The 14,045-nt window shown below is 69.3% G+C and carries 14 protein-coding genes; 8 read left to right on the top strand and 6 right to left on the bottom strand.

All coding sequences use genetic code 11. The features are described 5' to 3' along the window. The first annotated feature begins 11 nt into the window (after positions 1-11). The gene (locus ABD333_RS30340) at positions 12-464 is read left to right on the top strand and encodes a rhodanese-like domain-containing protein (RefSeq protein WP_344545952.1); all 453 of its coding nucleotides are present in this window, start codon (positions 12-14) and stop codon (positions 462-464) included. A gap of 189 nt (positions 465-653) precedes the next feature. Here the strand turns inward: ABD333_RS30340 and ABD333_RS30335 are convergent, their stop codons facing one another. The 3 genes from ABD333_RS30335 to ABD333_RS30325 form a co-directional block, all read right to left on the bottom strand. After that, a complete protein-coding gene (locus tag ABD333_RS30335; protein ID WP_344545951.1) occupies positions 654-2,471 on the bottom strand; it encodes a CocE/NonD family hydrolase in 1,818 nt (605 codons plus the stop codon). 184 nt (positions 2,472-2,655) lie between these two features. Continuing rightward, the gene (locus ABD333_RS30330) at positions 2,656-4,266 is read right to left on the bottom strand and encodes a CocE/NonD family hydrolase (RefSeq protein WP_344545950.1); all 1,611 of its coding nucleotides are present in this window, start codon (positions 4,264-4,266) and stop codon (positions 2,656-2,658) included. A 185-nt stretch (positions 4,267-4,451) separates the two neighbouring features. After that, the gene (locus ABD333_RS30325) at positions 4,452-5,570 is read right to left on the bottom strand and encodes an AraC family transcriptional regulator (protein ID WP_344545949.1); all 1,119 of its coding nucleotides are present in this window, start codon (positions 5,568-5,570) and stop codon (positions 4,452-4,454) included. A gap of 280 nt (positions 5,571-5,850) precedes the next feature. On the opposite strand from ABD333_RS30325, the gene ABD333_RS30320 reads away from it, so the two are divergent. Continuing rightward, positions 5,851-7,371 (top strand): DEAD/DEAH box helicase, encoded by a 1,521-nt coding sequence (locus tag ABD333_RS30320; protein ID WP_410556126.1) that lies wholly within the window; start codon positions 5,851-5,853, stop codon positions 7,369-7,371. 225 nt (positions 7,372-7,596) lie between these two features. Here ABD333_RS30320 and ABD333_RS30315 read toward each other — a convergent pair whose 3' ends face one another. Together ABD333_RS30315 and ABD333_RS30310 are read right to left on the bottom strand one after the other, a co-directional pair. Then, entirely contained in the window at positions 7,597-8,361 is a 765-nt protein-coding gene (locus ABD333_RS30315) for an acyltransferase (RefSeq protein WP_344545947.1), read from the bottom strand. A gap of 144 nt (positions 8,362-8,505) precedes the next feature. Then, entirely contained in the window at positions 8,506-8,943 is a 438-nt protein-coding gene (locus ABD333_RS30310) for a hypothetical protein (RefSeq protein WP_344545946.1), read from the bottom strand. A 162-nt stretch (positions 8,944-9,105) separates the two neighbouring features. Between ABD333_RS30310 and ABD333_RS30305 the strand changes: the two genes are divergently transcribed. Next, positions 9,106-9,672: a peptidylprolyl isomerase gene (locus ABD333_RS30305; protein ID WP_410556094.1), complete on the top strand. Its 567-nt coding sequence runs from the start codon at positions 9,106-9,108 to the stop codon at positions 9,670-9,672. Positions 9,673-9,711: 39 nt separating this feature from the next. Beyond that, on the top strand, positions 9,712-10,623 hold the full coding sequence (locus ABD333_RS30300) for a rhomboid family intramembrane serine protease (RefSeq protein ID WP_344545944.1): 912 nt from the start codon (positions 9,712-9,714) through the stop codon (positions 10,621-10,623). Positions 10,624-10,929: 306 nt separating this feature from the next. Here ABD333_RS30300 and ABD333_RS30295 read toward each other — a convergent pair whose 3' ends face one another. After that, positions 10,930-11,172 carry a cell division protein CrgA gene (locus ABD333_RS30295; protein ID WP_410556098.1) on the bottom strand — a complete coding sequence of 81 codons (243 nt, stop codon included), beginning with the start codon at positions 11,170-11,172 and terminating at the stop codon, positions 10,930-10,932. 150 nt (positions 11,173-11,322) lie between these two features. Here ABD333_RS30295 and ABD333_RS30290 point away from each other — a divergent pair, with 150 nt between their 5' ends. From ABD333_RS30290 to ABD333_RS30275, 4 genes are read left to right on the top strand one after another with little or no spacing between them, the layout of a single operon-like run. Continuing rightward, complete coding sequence (locus ABD333_RS30290) at positions 11,323-11,994, top strand: DUF881 domain-containing protein (RefSeq protein WP_344545942.1); 672 nt, start codon at positions 11,323-11,325, stop codon at positions 11,992-11,994. A 13-nt stretch (positions 11,995-12,007) separates the two neighbouring features. After that, positions 12,008-12,628 (top strand): class E sortase, encoded by a 621-nt coding sequence (locus ABD333_RS30285; RefSeq protein ID WP_344545941.1) that lies wholly within the window; start codon positions 12,008-12,010, stop codon positions 12,626-12,628. An 8-nt stretch (positions 12,629-12,636) separates the two neighbouring features. Next, the gene (locus ABD333_RS30280) at positions 12,637-12,822 is read left to right on the top strand and encodes a hypothetical protein (protein WP_344545940.1); all 186 of its coding nucleotides are present in this window, start codon (positions 12,637-12,639) and stop codon (positions 12,820-12,822) included. A gap of 12 nt (positions 12,823-12,834) precedes the next feature. Further along, a complete protein-coding gene (locus tag ABD333_RS30275) occupies positions 12,835-13,410 on the top strand; it encodes an anthranilate synthase component II (protein WP_344545939.1) in 576 nt (191 codons plus the stop codon). Positions 13,411-14,045: the final 635 nt, after the last annotated feature.

Genomic DNA, 14,045 nt, shown 5'->3' with positions numbered 1-14,045 from the left:
GGAGCACGCCGATGTCCACGATCACCGCCGCCGCCAACGCCGAGGCGCTCGCGCACTTCGCCGCCCGGCTCGCGTTCGAGACCGACGTGTCGGACGTCGCCGCCGAGCTGGCGACCGGGACGCCCGGCATCGTGGTGGTCGACTCGCGCAGCGTCGAGAGCTGGAACCAGGGCCACGTGGACGGCGCCGTCCACCTCCCGACCGCTGAGATCGCCGAGCGCGCGGCCGGCCTGATCGAACGGGACGCGGCCGTGGTCGTCTACTGCTGGGGTCCGGGTTGCAACGGCGCGCAGAAGGCGGCCCTGGAGTTCGCCAAGCTCGGCTACGCCGTCAAGGAGATGATCGGCGGCTTCGAGTACTGGGCCCGCGAGGGCTTTCCGGTGAAGAACGGCGCCGGGCTGGTGACGCGTCGTGCCGCCGACCCGCTGACCGCGCCCACCTCCGGCATCTCCTGCGCTTGCTGAGGCTCCGTACGTCGTGCGCTGAGCCGGTTTACGGGTCGAGTACGTGGTTTCCGGGATTGTTCGTGGGCGCTCCAGGCCGCACCGTCGAAGAGTCGGCTCCCACGGGGTCGAGCTGAACGCGGCGGGTTGCCGGTCGAAGGGCCTCCACCACCACCCGGCAACTCGCCGCAACCATGACGACGTGTCAGGTCAGCTCGGTCGGGTCGGGAGGGCGATCCAGGACGGGTTCCGCGGGTCGTGCCACAGCTTGATGTCGCCGCCGAGGCTGTCCTTCAGCTGGGGGAACGGCGGGAACAGGTGCGGGAAGTCGCCGGTCTGGACGGCCAGCCGCAGCTTGTGACCCGGCTTGATCGACCACGACGCCGGGAAGATCTCGACGTCGACGGAGACGGGCGTGTCCTTGGGCATCGCCTGCTGGGAGGCCTTGGTGTACGGGTGCCACGGCTGAACGATCATCCCGTTCCGCACCACGCTCCTCCCCTGGTCGAGCCGCCGCATCGACAGCGACAGCCAGCCGGCGGTGAGCTGCACGGCCGAGCCGTCCGGCGCGACGTCCTCCAGCCGGACGGTCAGCTGGCTGTCGCGTGACCTGGTCGAGACGGTGAAGTGCGCGTTCACCGGTCCGGCCAGCCGAAGCGGGCGGTCGCGGACGGGCAGGTCGTACGTCAGCCCGTGGAGATCGTTGTAGCGGTTGTCCGTCACGCACGGGATCTTGATCGGGCCGTTGCCGAACTCCCCGCCGAACAGCGCCCACTGGAACGTCGAACGCGAGCACAGCCCCGAGAAGAGGTTCCACGGGACGGTGTCGGGCTTGCCGGACGGCTGTGCGCCGCCGCCGATGACGAGCGCGCCGGGGCGTCCCCTGCTCGCCTGCCCGGACAGATGCGCCTTCTGGTAGGTGACGTCCACCGGTGGCCACTGCCCGGCCGTACGCCACTGGTTGGCGCCGTTCTCGTAGTACGTGACCTGCTTGTCGCGCCGTTCGAGCGCCGGGTCCGGAACGCCGCGCACGTAGTGGTCGAACCAGCGCAGCTGCAGTTCGCCCAGCTTGACGCCCGGCGGCTCGTTGATGATGCCGGGCAGGCTCACCCCGGCCGCGGGGATGGCGGCGACGATGTGCGACCACGGCCCGTTCACGAACTGCACGGGCGTCCCGTTCGCGGACAGCCGCTGGTAGAGCATCGGCGTGCCGCGCTGGAACGCGTCGAACGCGCCGCCCATCAGCAGCGTCGGCACCTTGATCTTGTCGACGTAGGTCAGCGGGGAGCGCTCGCGGTACCAGGCGCTGTCGTACGCCCGGTCGCCGCCCTGGAGCATCTCGGGCACCATCTCCAGGTTCTTGCCTGCGGCGTCCCAGTGTTCCTGGATGTTCTTGAGCGCGGTGGCGGGATCCTTGAGGAGGTTGGTGTTGGGCAGGATGCCCAGCATCGAGACGACGGCGAGGTAGGCGGGGGCTAGTTCGAGGTAGCCGCGGCCACCCTTGCCGACAAGGTCGCGGTAGAGGTCGCCCATCGGAACGGCCGGCGCGATGGCCTTCAGGCCCTTGGGTTGCTGGGACGCGGTGAAGAGCTGGTTGATCCCGCCGTACGAGATGCCGAAGAGCCCTACGCGGCCGTCACTCCACGGGCGTTCCTCGGAGGCGGCCCATTCGACGACCGTCTTGCCGTCGGAGTGTTCGGGCGGACCCCAGATGTTCCACTTTCCTCCTGATCCGCCGGTCCCCCGTACGTCCACGGTCACGATGACGTAGCCGCGTTTGACCAGCGCCCAGTTGATGGGCGGCAGCGCTAGGGCGGTCTTCACGTACGGCGTCTGCTGCACCAGCACCGGGAACCTGCCCGGCACCACCCGGCCGCGCTGCGTGGGCCGTTGGACGTCGGCCAGCAACCGCACGCCGTCGGCCATGGTGATCGGCACGTCGCGTTCGATGTCCATGCCGTCGTACTGCTCCGGACGCGCCTTCCAGCCGTCGGCGGAGTAGTGCGGGAACGAGCCAGGCGAGGCCACGGCAGCGGTAGCGGCGCCGGCAAGCCCGGAAGCCGTCGCTGCGGCAGACCTGGGAGCTGTCGCCGCGGCAGGTGCGGCGTTGGCGGATGCGGCGGTTAGCGTTGCGGGCGCCGCGACAATGGCGGCTGCGGCGAGGACGGCCGGCGCCGTACGCAGGGAGAGCTTCGTCACGGGAGCTTCCTCCTTAGCGGACCGGCAGGTCGAGGCTCGACGGGCCGGAGAACGTGAGACTGCTGCCGGGCTTGCCGGCATCCATGGACCTGAAGTCCTTGGTGTCGATCACCAGTGCGAGCCGGTGCCCCGAGGGCAGGTCGTAGCCCGTGCTCTGCAGGCGCAGATCCACCGGGAGCGGGACGCCGGGCGCGACGTCGCGCAGGGTGTACGGGGCGTACGTGATCAGGCGCCCAGTGCCGCCGGCGTCCACGTCGTACAGGTAGGCGAAGAAGCTGTTGATCGGCGCGGTGGTGGTGACGTTCGTGCGCAGCCGCACGTCACCGCGGATGGCCCTGCCACCTGCCAGCCGGGAGCTCTGCCAGACGGCGCCGTCCGCGCGGGCGATGCCGGACGTCCTGATCGTCGGCGCGATGCCCGTGAACTGCTCGATGGCGTTGGTCACGAAATGGAGCCCGGAGTCGGCGCCGGTCCCCTGGCCCGCCCGGATGGTGACCTGGGCGTCCGGCCCGCCGGTCCCCTGGTCGAGCTTCTCGCCGGAGCTCAGCGTGAAGCGTTCGGTCCGCTTGGCGATGGCGGCCCAGTCGGCGTACGGCTCGCGTGTGCCGGGGTCGAAGGGATTCTGGAGCCCAGGCTTGTTGACCTTGGGGGTGAGGACGACGGGTGCGTCCTGCGGTACGTCCGTGCGGCCCGCCAGGTGCTTGTCGAAGAAGCGCGTGAAGCTGTCCCAGACGGGGTTGGGCAGCCCGGCGAGGCCGGTGGCCTCCCCGGTGGCGTGGTCGGCGGGCGTGAACTCCAGGTGCTTGTGCGGCACCGTGAGCCGGTTGAAGAAGTCGACGAACTGGTTGGGCGGGAAGAAGCTGTCGCCCCAGCCGTTCGCCAGGAAGACCGCGGTCCCGTTCCGGTTGATCTCGTCGACGCGCGTGGAGGCCGACCGTGCTCCCGCCCACGCGAGGATCTTTTGCGTGCGCGGGTCGTCCTCGTGTTCGACCCGCTGGAACGCCTTCATCATCTCGGTGAACTCGGCGGACGGGCGGCCGAGGACGCGCCCGACGGTCCACAGCGAGGGCACGGTCAGCGAGACCCGCGTCCTGTTGGGATAGAGGGAGCCGGCCAGGTCGGCGTACGCGCTGAGGCCGCCGACCGCCTTGGTCCGCTTGTCGTACGCGGCCATCTGCAGCGCCATGTCGCCGCCGTAGGAGATGCCCGCCACGCCGAGACGGCCGGGATCGGCGCGGGTGTTGGCGATGAGCCAGTCGTAGGCGGCGGAGATGTCGGCGAGGTCTTTCGGCCCGGCGACGTCGATCTCGCCGCCCGAGCCGAACAGGCCGCGCGGGGTCATGGAGAGCACGACGTAGCCGCGGGCGGCCAGCTTGTTCGCCTGGAGCAGGTACTCGAAGTCGTTGGCCGCCCAGCTCGCCGGGAACACGATGGCCGGGTGCCGTCCGGGCGAGGCGGGCTCGATCACGTTGGCCTTGAGCTTCACTCCATCGCGAGCGGTCAGGTCGAAGAAGCGGAATCCGGTGGTGGGGGCGGTGGTGGCCGCGGCGGCGGGGGCCGGCGGTGCGACGAGTCCCGCGACGAGGGCGCAGGCGGCCAGGAGAAGGAGGGGCCTTCGCTTCATGGGCGATGACGGTAAGCGGCTGATTACTCGTCGGCCATGGCCGGAGCGCTCAGGCCGCCTGGCCGAAGCGCTCACTATTGGATGTGAACGCCAATAGCGGCGCGCCGAGGCGCTCTACCGCGCGGGGGCGCTCTACCGCGCGGGACGCTCTACGGCGCGCCGAGGCGCTCTACCGCGCGGGGCGCTTACCGCGCGGTGCGGTAGGCCCCCGGCGTCGTGCCCGTCCAACGCTTGAACGCCCGGTGGAAGGCACTGGCGTCGGCGAACCCCAGCCGGACGGCGATCTCCTCGACACTCTGCTCGCCGTTGGCCAGCCCGGCGATCGCCGCGTCGCGGAGCACCTCCTCCTTCACGGCGCGGAACGAGACGCCCTCGGCCTGCAGGTGCCTCCGCAGCGCCTGCGGGCTCACCGTGAGGCGCGCGGCGGTCTCGGTCAGCGAGCCGTGGCCGAGACCGTTCATCAGGATGCGGCGTACCCGATCGGTGTACGAGGAGGCCGGACGCGGCGGGCTGATCAGATCGGCCGGGGCGTTGGCCATCCGTGCCCACAGCGCCGCCTCGTCCTGCACGATCGGCGCCCGCAGATACGCCGCGTCGAACACCAGGCCGGTCACGGGATGCCCGTACGACATCGGGCACCCGAAGATCGGCCCGTACTCCGCCACATGCACCGGCGGCGGATGCCCGAACTCCAGCCGCACCAGCGGCACCCGCTGATCGATCGCCCAGCCGACCACCCGATGCCAGATCATCACCAGGCACTCGGTGACGAAATGATCAGGATCGGGAAGCCCCCCGAGGTCGATCGTCAACCGAAACACCGCCGATTGCGTCACGTTCGGGCGGGAGACCGGCGAGTTTGTGTGCGGCGTCACATCGCGCGCCGGAGTGTGGTCCGAGCCCAGCGCCGCGCCACCCGAGCTCACCTCCCGGCGGGCTCTGAAGGGCTCGGGGGTCTCCACGCGAAAGCGCACCCTGGTCGGGAACAGGCCGTAGAAGTCGGCGGCGCGCCGGAGGGCCGTCGCGAGATCCGGGCTGCCGAGCACCACCAGGCACATCATCGCGAACGTGCCGCGCTTACAGGTAAAATCGCCCAGTCCGAGGAACTCGTCGTCCAGCGCGTCCCAGAGCCCGCGGATCAGCTCCGCGTACTGTTCGCGGGTCACCCGGGCCCGCGAATCGCCCAGCAGCGCAGGCGGAATCGACGCACGCAGGAGCACCGGCCACACGTCCATCCCGCGCTCCCGAGCGCCCCGCAACGCACTGTGCACGAAGTGGATCGCGATGGTGCGGGATGGCGCCATGGGCATAAAAGTAGCTCTTGGGATGCTGGAGAAGGAGGTCCAAACGGGGACCAGGGCATAAAGAGGTGCTCCTGGAACGTTAGACTCAACAAATCACTCTTACGACGCCCAAGCGTCAGGCTCGTCCTTGCAGGCCACAGATCCGACTGTGGTGCCTCCCGAGACGTGCCCCCCTCTCGGAAGGTAATGCGTGACAACCCTGCCTGTTGGTAATGCCCTGCCCGAGTCCGACCTGACGGTCGCCGACTCTCCCGCGGTCCCCACGTTCGCCGAGCTCGGTATGCCCGAGCCCATGGTGAGCGCGCTGGCCCGCCAGGGCATCGAGGCACCGTTCCCCATCCAGGCCGCCGCCATCCCCGATGTGATGGCCGGCCATGACGTGCTCGGTCGTGGCAAGACCGGCTCCGGAAAGACCCTGGCCTTCGGGCTGCCGATGCTGGCCCGGCTGGCCGGCCAGAAGGCCGGGCCCAAGCGCCCGCTCGGCCTCATCCTCGTCCCCACCCGCGAGCTCGCCCAGCAGGTGCAGACCAACCTCGAACCGCTCGGCCGCACGCTCGGCCTGCGGTTCAAGACCGTCATCGGCCAGACCTCGATGTTCAAGCAGATCGACGCGCTGCGGCGCGGCGTCGAGGTGCTCGTGGCCACGCCCGGCCGGCTCAAGGACCTCATGCGCCAGGGCGCGTGCGACCTCGGCGATGTCCGGATCGTCGTCCTGGACGAGGCCGACCACATGGCCGACATGGGCTTCCTGCCCGACGTCACCGACATCCTCGACCAGGCCAAGCGCGGCGGGCAGCGCATGCTGTTCTCGGCCACCCTGGACAAGGACGTCGACGTCCTGGTCAAGCGTTACCTGAATGACCCGGTGACGCACGCCATCGGCCAGGTCGACGAGTCGGTCGACACCATGGACCACCACCTCCTGCTGGTGGCGCCCAAGGAGAAGGCCGCCATCACCGCTGAGATCGCGAACCGCGAGGGCAAGACCATCATGTTCGCCCGCACCAAGCACGGTGTGGACCGGCTGGCCAAGCAGCTCGCGCAGGCGGGCGTGCGGGCCGCGGGCCTGCACGGCGGCAAGAGCCAGGGGCTGCGCACCCGGACGCTGGCCGAGTTCATGGAGGGCTCGTTCGACGTCCTCGTCGCCACCGACGTCGCCGCGCGCGGCATCCACGTCGACGACATCAGCCTGGTCCTGCACGTCGACCCGCCGGCCGACCACAAGGACTACATGCACCGCGCCGGGCGTACGGCCCGCGCCGGTGAGCGCGGCACCGTCGTGACGCTCGTGCTGCCGCACCAGGTGCGCGCCACCCAGCAGATGACCAAGCGGGCGGGCATCCACGCTCCCCGCACGCGGGTGGCCGCCGGTGACGCCGACCTGGTCAAGGTGACGGGAGCGCGCCGGCCGTCCGGCATCCCGATCGAGGGTCCGATCATCCCCGAGCGCCCCAAGCGCGAGGGTGGCCGTGGCCGCCAGGGCGGCCGCCGCGGTGGCGGCGGCGGTGGCGGTGGCCGTGGCTTCAACGGCCGTGGTTCGCGCCCGTACGACCGCGGAGAAGGCGGCCAGCGCCGCGAAGGCTCCGCCTCGTACGGCGGCGAGCGCCGCGGCTCCTACAGCGGCGGGGAGCGCGGTTCCTACAGCGGCGGGGAGCGCGGCTCCTACGGTGACCGCTCCCCGCGCGGTGAGCGCAGCTCCTTCGGCGGCGACCGCCGCGGAGGCGGCGCCGCTGCGCACGGTGCACGTCGCGGAGGCCCGCGCCGCGAGGGCGGCGACCGCCGCCCCGCCCGCACCACCTGACGAACGACTCCGAGGCCCCGTCCAGAACCCCTGGACGGGGCCTCACCCTTATCCAGCGACTTTTAAGGGTGGAGGGCGCGGCGTCCGTGCGGGGGCGGGCAACCCCCACCCTCGACGAACGCCCAAGCCACCTCACCCAGACCGAGCGGGGGCGTCTGCCCTCCGCTGTCCACACCGGGAGGCGGGGCGTGGGGGGTGGGGCTGCCTGCTATTCAGGCTGGTCTGTTAGCCGGCTTCTTCGCGGAGCTTGTCTTGGAGGATCTGGAGGCCGTCCAGGCCGTCGACTGACAGGGCGGCCAGTTCGTCCAGCGAGATCAAGGGGTGCTTGCGCAGCGGTGGTTGCCAGCCCTGGTCCGGGTCATGGCTGCGCAGGACCTTCGCGGGGACGCCGCCGATGACCGAGTGGTCGGGGAACTCGCCGCGTACCACCGCGCCGCCCGCGACCGCCACGTTCCTGCCGAGGCGGGTGCCGGGCAGGATGATCGCGCCGGTGCCGATCCAGCATCCGTCGCCGATCGTCACGGGGTTGTTCTCCGGCCACTGGCGTCCGATGGGCACGTCCAGGTCGCCGTAGCTGTGATTCTGGTCGGTGATGTAGACGTTGGGGCCGGTGAACACATCGTCGCCGATCTCGATCGACTGGTGCCCGACGATGTGCGTACCGCGGCCGAGCGAACAGCTCGACCCGATCTTCACGATCACGTCGGGTCCGAGGTCCAGGCCGGGCACGAAACCGGCCGAGATCGTCACATGCGTGCCGACCAGTGTGTGGTCGCCGATCGAGATCCAGGGCTCTCCGTAGATCGCGCCCACCGGGAAGCCGATGCACGCCCCCTCGCCCAGATAGGCGAACTTCCGCCGCCCCGGCGTGTGCGGTGTGATCTCTCCGTGCCGCCGCACCCAGTCCCAGCCGCGATGCACGGCCGTATGCACGCCTTGGCGGGCCTTGGCCGCCAGTAGCTGCCGGATCGAGCTGGCTCTCGGAGGCATGCGGTGTACCTTGCTTTCTCTGCCGTGAACGGATGTCAAGGTACCGGTAGGTAGCCCTGACTCGGCAAAGCCCCCCTCCGCTTCCACGGCAGTACATGCGAAAGGCCCGGCCTGGTGTGGCCGGGCCTTCCTTACGCCGTTCGGCTAGGGCGTGTGCACGTGGCTGTTGGCTTCAGACCTCACCGGCGTTTCGTGCTCCGATTTGGTCGTGTCGTCCATCAGCGACTGCATGGAGCTCCGCTTGGTCATGATCGCTCCGGCGACCCCGACCGCGGCCATGGCGGCGAGCATCATCAAGGTGATGTTGCGTCCGCGATGGCTGGGCTTGGGCGGCTCGACCCTGCCGGCCATGTCGGTCAGGAACGAGCTCACCCGCGGAGCGAGCCCACCTTCCACATACCGGGCGGCAGAGTCGATCCGGGGAGCGCTCCAGCTGCGAGCATCCATGATGCGGTCAGCGGCGACATCGCGGGTGCGCTGCGCCGCCGGGGCGATACGATCCGCCGCGACGGACGCGTTCTGCCGCCACGACTCGGCGCCGTGCCGACATGCTTCACGCACACGCCCGTACCGCGAGAGCACTTCGTCACGCGGCTTCCGGCGGATACTCATCATTAGGGACACGCTAACCTCCCTGTTTGCGAGGTCCTGCCAAGCAACCTTCCCCGAGCACGGAAGGTAAACCCTGTGCGCGGGATCATTGGGTCACGCACAGTAGGTACACGTGTGTGTCCGAAACCGCATATGCCCATATCGACGAGGAGGCGGCCATCCGTGGCTGAACAAATCTTTGCGACGCTCAACACCACCCTGGGCAAGATCGTCATCCAGCTCTACCCGGAGCAGGCGCCCGTCACGGTCGACAACTTCGTCGGCCTCGCGGAGGGCACCCGCGAATGGCGGCATCCCGAGACCGGGCAGAAGCAGTCCGGCACGCCGCTCTACAACGGCACGGTCTTCCACCGCGTCATCCCCGGCTTCATGATCCAGGGCGGGGACCCGCTCGGCAGCGGCACCGGCGGGCCGGGCTACGAGTTCAAGGACGAGTTCCACCCGGACCTGAAGTTCAACAAGCCGTACCTGCTGGCCATGGCCAACGCCGGGGCCGGCACCAACGGCTCCCAGTTCTTCATCACCACCGACAACATCGGCCAGGTCCAGCACCTGACCGGCCGCCACACGATCTTCGGCAAGGTCATCGAGGGCACCGACGTCGTCGACAAGATCAGCAACACGCCGACCGGGCGCAATGACAAGCCGGCGAACGATGTCGTCATCGAGTCGGTGACGATCGACCGCCGTCAGTCGTAATACCTGAAGAGACCCCCGCGCCGGCCCTACGGAGCCACGATGAGCACAGATCCCAACCCTTCGTCCGGGTCGGACACCCCAGTGCCGACCTGCTACCGGCATCCGGGGCGCGAGACCTACGTGCGCTGTACCCGGTGCGACCGTTACATCTGCCCGGACTGCATGCGCGACGCCGCGGTCGGGCATCAGTGCGTCGAGTGCGTGGCCGAGGCCAACAAGGGCGTCCGCCCGGCCCGAACGCGGCTAGGGGCCCGAGACACGCAGGACGCCCCGCCAGTGGTCACCTACTCGCTGATCGGGCTGTGCCTGCTGGCGTACGTGGCCGAGCTGGCCTCGCCGAGAGTGGTCGACGAGTTCGCGATGTTCGGCGGCGAGAGCCGCTTCGGCCAGATGATCCCCGGGTTGGGCGTCGCCGGCGGCGAGTGGTACCGGATGATCACCTCGATGTTCCTGCACCAGCCGCTGAGCGCGGGTGGGTTCGCGCTCACCCACATCCTGTTCAACATGTGGGCGCTGTGGGCACTCGGCCCGGCGCTGGAGCGGGAACTGGGGCGCCTGCGGTTCTTCACGCTCTACATGATCGCCGGATTCGGCGGGTCGGTGCTGATCTATCTCGTCGACGCGGGACAGGTCGCCGTCGGGGCCTCCGGTGCCATCTTCGGACTGTTCGCGGCGTTCTTCGTGATCGGGCGCAAGCTGGGCGGTGATGTCAGGCCGATCGTGTTCCTGCTGGTCCTCAACCTGGTGATCACCTTCTCCGCGAGCTCCGCGATCTCGTGGGAGGCCCACATCGGCGGTCTGGTGACCGGGGCCCTGGTGGCCGTGGCGTACGCGTACGCACCCGAGGCCCGGCGCAAGATCGTCCACCTGGTCGCTCCGCTGGTCGTGCTGGCGGGGCTGGTGGTGCTGGTCGTGGTGAAGACGTCGCAGCTCACCTCGGGTGTTGCTTAGCGGCTGCGGAGCGGGTCGGCTGGACGCGGGGTACCCAGGGAACGATCAGAGCCCGGCATCAGGCAATGCCTGGCGCCGGGCTCTTTCGTTCGTGGCGACGTCCTGCGCCGAGGAAGTGAACGATCCTTGGCGCTTGCTCCCGGGGTCGCTGAATGGCCACGTGTGGCCTTTCCTGGGCCGCTGCCGTTGAACGGGGGCGGCGGCACCTCGGAGAACGCTTCCCTGTGGAAAAGCTGTGGGAAACTCAGTCGCCCATCCCCAGGCTGTGGATAACTCTGGTGGATTACGCGACGTGAATGTGGGTACTCAGCGCCAGCGCGTGGAGAGGATCACGCCCAGGATGATCGCGGTGAAGCCGATGCCCAGGTTCCAGTTCCCCAGATCGGTCATCACCGGCACATCGGTGCCCGTGCTCGCCGTCACGTAGAACACTGCGATCCAGGCCAGCCCGACCAGCCAGAGGGCGATCATCGTCGGAACCAGCCAACGGGGGCTGACCTCGGGCGCCTTCGACTTCTGCGGCGGGGTGTAGACGGCCTTCTTGCGCACTTTGGACTTGGCCACGGTGGGATCGATCTCCTCGGGCGGGCGACGGCCGGAGCGCCGGTCCGCGCATGGGTGTTTTGTCGGTTAGCGTAGTCGCTGGTGAGCAGCGTACGGCGTCGAACGTGGGGAAGCATCATTCCAGGCCTCACGCTTGTGGCGGGAACTTTGTTCGCGGCGAGCGCGAGCACGGCCCGCGGTACCGACCTGCGTGAGGAGGGCCGGACCCGGATCACCGAGCTGATCAGCGCCGAACAGCGCAGGACCCGCCACGACCGCGCCGGCTACCAGCGGCTTCGCCGTGAGGTCGACTCGATCGCCCGTCAGGCCGGCCGCCGTGACGCGCGAGTCCAGGAGGCCCAGGCCCGGGCCGACGCGCTGGCCGCCCGTTCCGGCTTCACCCCGCTGCGGGGTTCCGGCGTCCGCGTGATCTTGAACGACGCTCCGCAACGAGACTATGGCCGCCAGGTCAGTCCCGATGACCTCGTGGTCCACCAGACCGACGTTCAGGCCGTCGTGAACGCCCTGTGGGCGGGCGGCGCGGCCGGAATGCAAATTATGGACCAACGCGTGATCTCGACCAGCGCGGTGCGGTGCGTGGGCAATACCCTCATCCTGCAAGGGGTCGTCTACTCGCCTCCGTTCACGATCACCGCTGTGGGAGATCCGCGACGGCTGCGGGCCGCGCTCGACGGCTCCCCGGAGATTTCGATCTACAAGCGCTACGTTCGTGAGTACGGGCTCGGCTACTCGGTCAGGGCCGCGGACCAGGTCACCCTGCCCGGCTACAGCGGGAACGTGACGTTGAACCACGCGACGGTGCCGTAGGAGGAGACGCGCAGTGCGGATTCTGCTCCGTAACGTAGGCGAACTGTGCATCACCGCCGGCCTCGTCATGCTCCTGTTCGTCACGTACTCGCTCTGGGGCACCGGTCGCTACACCCGCCAGCAGCAGGACCAGCTCAACAAGGAACTCCTCAAGAGCTGGCAGGCGCCGAACGTCACCACCGAGCGGGTCACGCTCGGCAAGGGCCTGGCCATGATCCGCATCCCGCGCTTCGGGCCGAAGTACCGCTTCGTCATCATCGAGGGCGTCGACCTCGCCGACCTGCGCAAGGGCCCCGGCCACTACCCCGGCAGCGCCCTGCCGGGGGAGGTGGGCAACTTCGTGGTCTCCGGCCACCGGACGACCTACTCCGCCCCGTTCAACCGCGCGAGCGAGCTCCGCACCGGCGACAAGATCCTCATCGACACCCGGCAGAAGCAGTACGTCTACGAGGTGACCGGCAAGAGGATCGTGAAGCCCTCGGCCGTCGAGGTCACCGCGCCCGTCCCGTTCAAGCCCAAGGACAGTCCCAGCAAGCGGTTGATCACTCTGACCACCTGCCACCCCAAGTACTCCGCCGCCGAGCGGCTGGTGATCTTCGGTGAGCTGGCCGGTGAGCTGCCCCGCCGCGCCTAGGAGGAGCCGTGTACGCCTGGATCTGGCGCCATCTGCCCGGTCAGTGGCAGACCAGGACCGCCATCGCGGCGGCCCTCGTCCTCGCCGTCACGGCCGTTCTCTGGTACCTGGTCTTCCCGTGGCTCGAACCCAAGGTCCAGTTCGACCGCGGCGTCATCGACACCCCGTCGTCCCCCGCCACCGACCGCCGCTGAGACACTGAGGGTGTGCGTCTCCTCGTCGTCGACAACCACGACAGCTTCGTCTTCAACATCGTCCAGTACCTCCTCGAACTGGGAGCCGACTGCACGGTGAAGGACCGCTCGGACGTGACGCTCGCCGACGCCTCCGTGGACGGGATCCTGGTGAGCCCCGGACCGGGCCATCCCGCCGACGCCGAGATCTGCCTGGATCTCGTCCGGCACGCGCACGAACGCCGCACACCGCTCCTCGGGGTCTGCCTGGGCCACCAGATCATCGCCCACGTCTACGGAGGGGTGGTCTCGCGCGCCCCGGACATCGTCCACGGCTACACGAGCCAGATCCACCATGACGGCCGCGGGGTCTTCGAGGGCCTTCCCGACCCCCTGGAGGCCACCCGTTACCACTCGCTCGCCGTGGAGCCCGCCACGGTCCCCGCGGAGCTGGAGGTCAGCGCCCGTACGTCCGACGGCGTCATCATGGGGCTCCGTCACCGCGACCGCCCGATCGAGGGCGTGCAGTTCCATCCCGAGTCCGTGCTCTCCGCCCATGGCCACGACCTGCTCCGCAACTGGCTCACGACCTGCGCGTCCACCGTCTGAACGCCCGGCCGCGAGCCGTCCGCGCAACCCGGGAGAAGTTTCCGGGAGAAATCTGTAACACCGGAGCTCCTTGATCCGAAAACCATGACAGAGGGCTTCCGCCATTGCCCCCGAGTGGCGGAAGCCCTCCTTCGCGTCTTCAGGCCCGCGTCGGCGTCGCCGGCGGCGGCGGTAGAGGTGGAGGTGAGGCTGCGGCGCGCGTCCTGCCACGCGGGCCGGCGCGCCGTTCGTCGGCGTCGAGCGCCACATCGGGCTCCCCGGCGGGGTTGAAGCGCGTCCATCAGGTCATGCTGCCGGGCGGCCCGGGTCACCGAAACCCAGGGCCGGATGCGCAAGGGCGCCGGGGCGGCATTGCTGCCAGAAATGAGTGGTAGGGACCTCGCTGAATAGCCGCCGAGTTGCAGAAGCGCGGTCCGGAGGCGTGAACCTGATTCGGAATATAGCGAGGCGCCCGGCCGGCGGCGCTCCCGGCCGGCGGACGCGGCATGGCCCCGGCGGGGTCGTCGGTTCAAGGGCCGCCACGTGGACCATTGTCAAGGAAGACGAACGACTTTGTGTTTCTTTTAACTAACTCGCGTCACACCAGTCACACCAGAAACACCGGTCACAAGCCCGCCCTGCTGGTCTGTAGTCGA

It is taken from the genome of Actinomadura fulvescens, from assembly GCF_039533225.1.
Classification (GTDB): domain Bacteria; phylum Actinomycetota; class Actinomycetes; order Streptosporangiales; family Streptosporangiaceae; genus Spirillospora; species Spirillospora fulvescens.
The sequence above is the reverse complement of the archived record's forward strand: the minus strand, read 5'-3'. Positions and strand labels throughout refer to the sequence as shown.

Excerpts from the sequence above, each read along its gene's own strand:
- ABD333_RS30320 (WP_410556126.1), top strand. The coding sequence starts at position 5,851 with ATGCCCGAGCCCATGGTGAGCGCGCTGGCCCGCCAGGGCATCGAGGCA.
- ABD333_RS30340 (WP_344545952.1), top strand. The coding sequence starts at position 12 with ATGTCCACGATCACCGCCGCCGCCAACGCCGAGGCGCTCGCGCACTTC.
- ABD333_RS30325 (WP_344545949.1), bottom strand. The coding sequence starts at position 5,570 with ATGGCGCCATCCCGCACCATCGCGATCCACTTCGTGCACAGTGCGTTG.
- ABD333_RS30305 (WP_410556094.1), top strand. The coding sequence starts at position 9,106 with ATGCCCATATCGACGAGGAGGCGGCCATCCGTGGCTGAACAAATCTTT.
- ABD333_RS30330 (WP_344545950.1), bottom strand. The coding sequence starts at position 4,266 with ATGAAGCGAAGGCCCCTCCTTCTCCTGGCCGCCTGCGCCCTCGTCGCG.
- ABD333_RS30315 (WP_344545947.1), bottom strand. The coding sequence starts at position 8,361 with ATGCCTCCGAGAGCCAGCTCGATCCGGCAGCTACTGGCGGCCAAGGCC.
- ABD333_RS30300 (WP_344545944.1), top strand. The coding sequence starts at position 9,712 with ATGAGCACAGATCCCAACCCTTCGTCCGGGTCGGACACCCCAGTGCCG.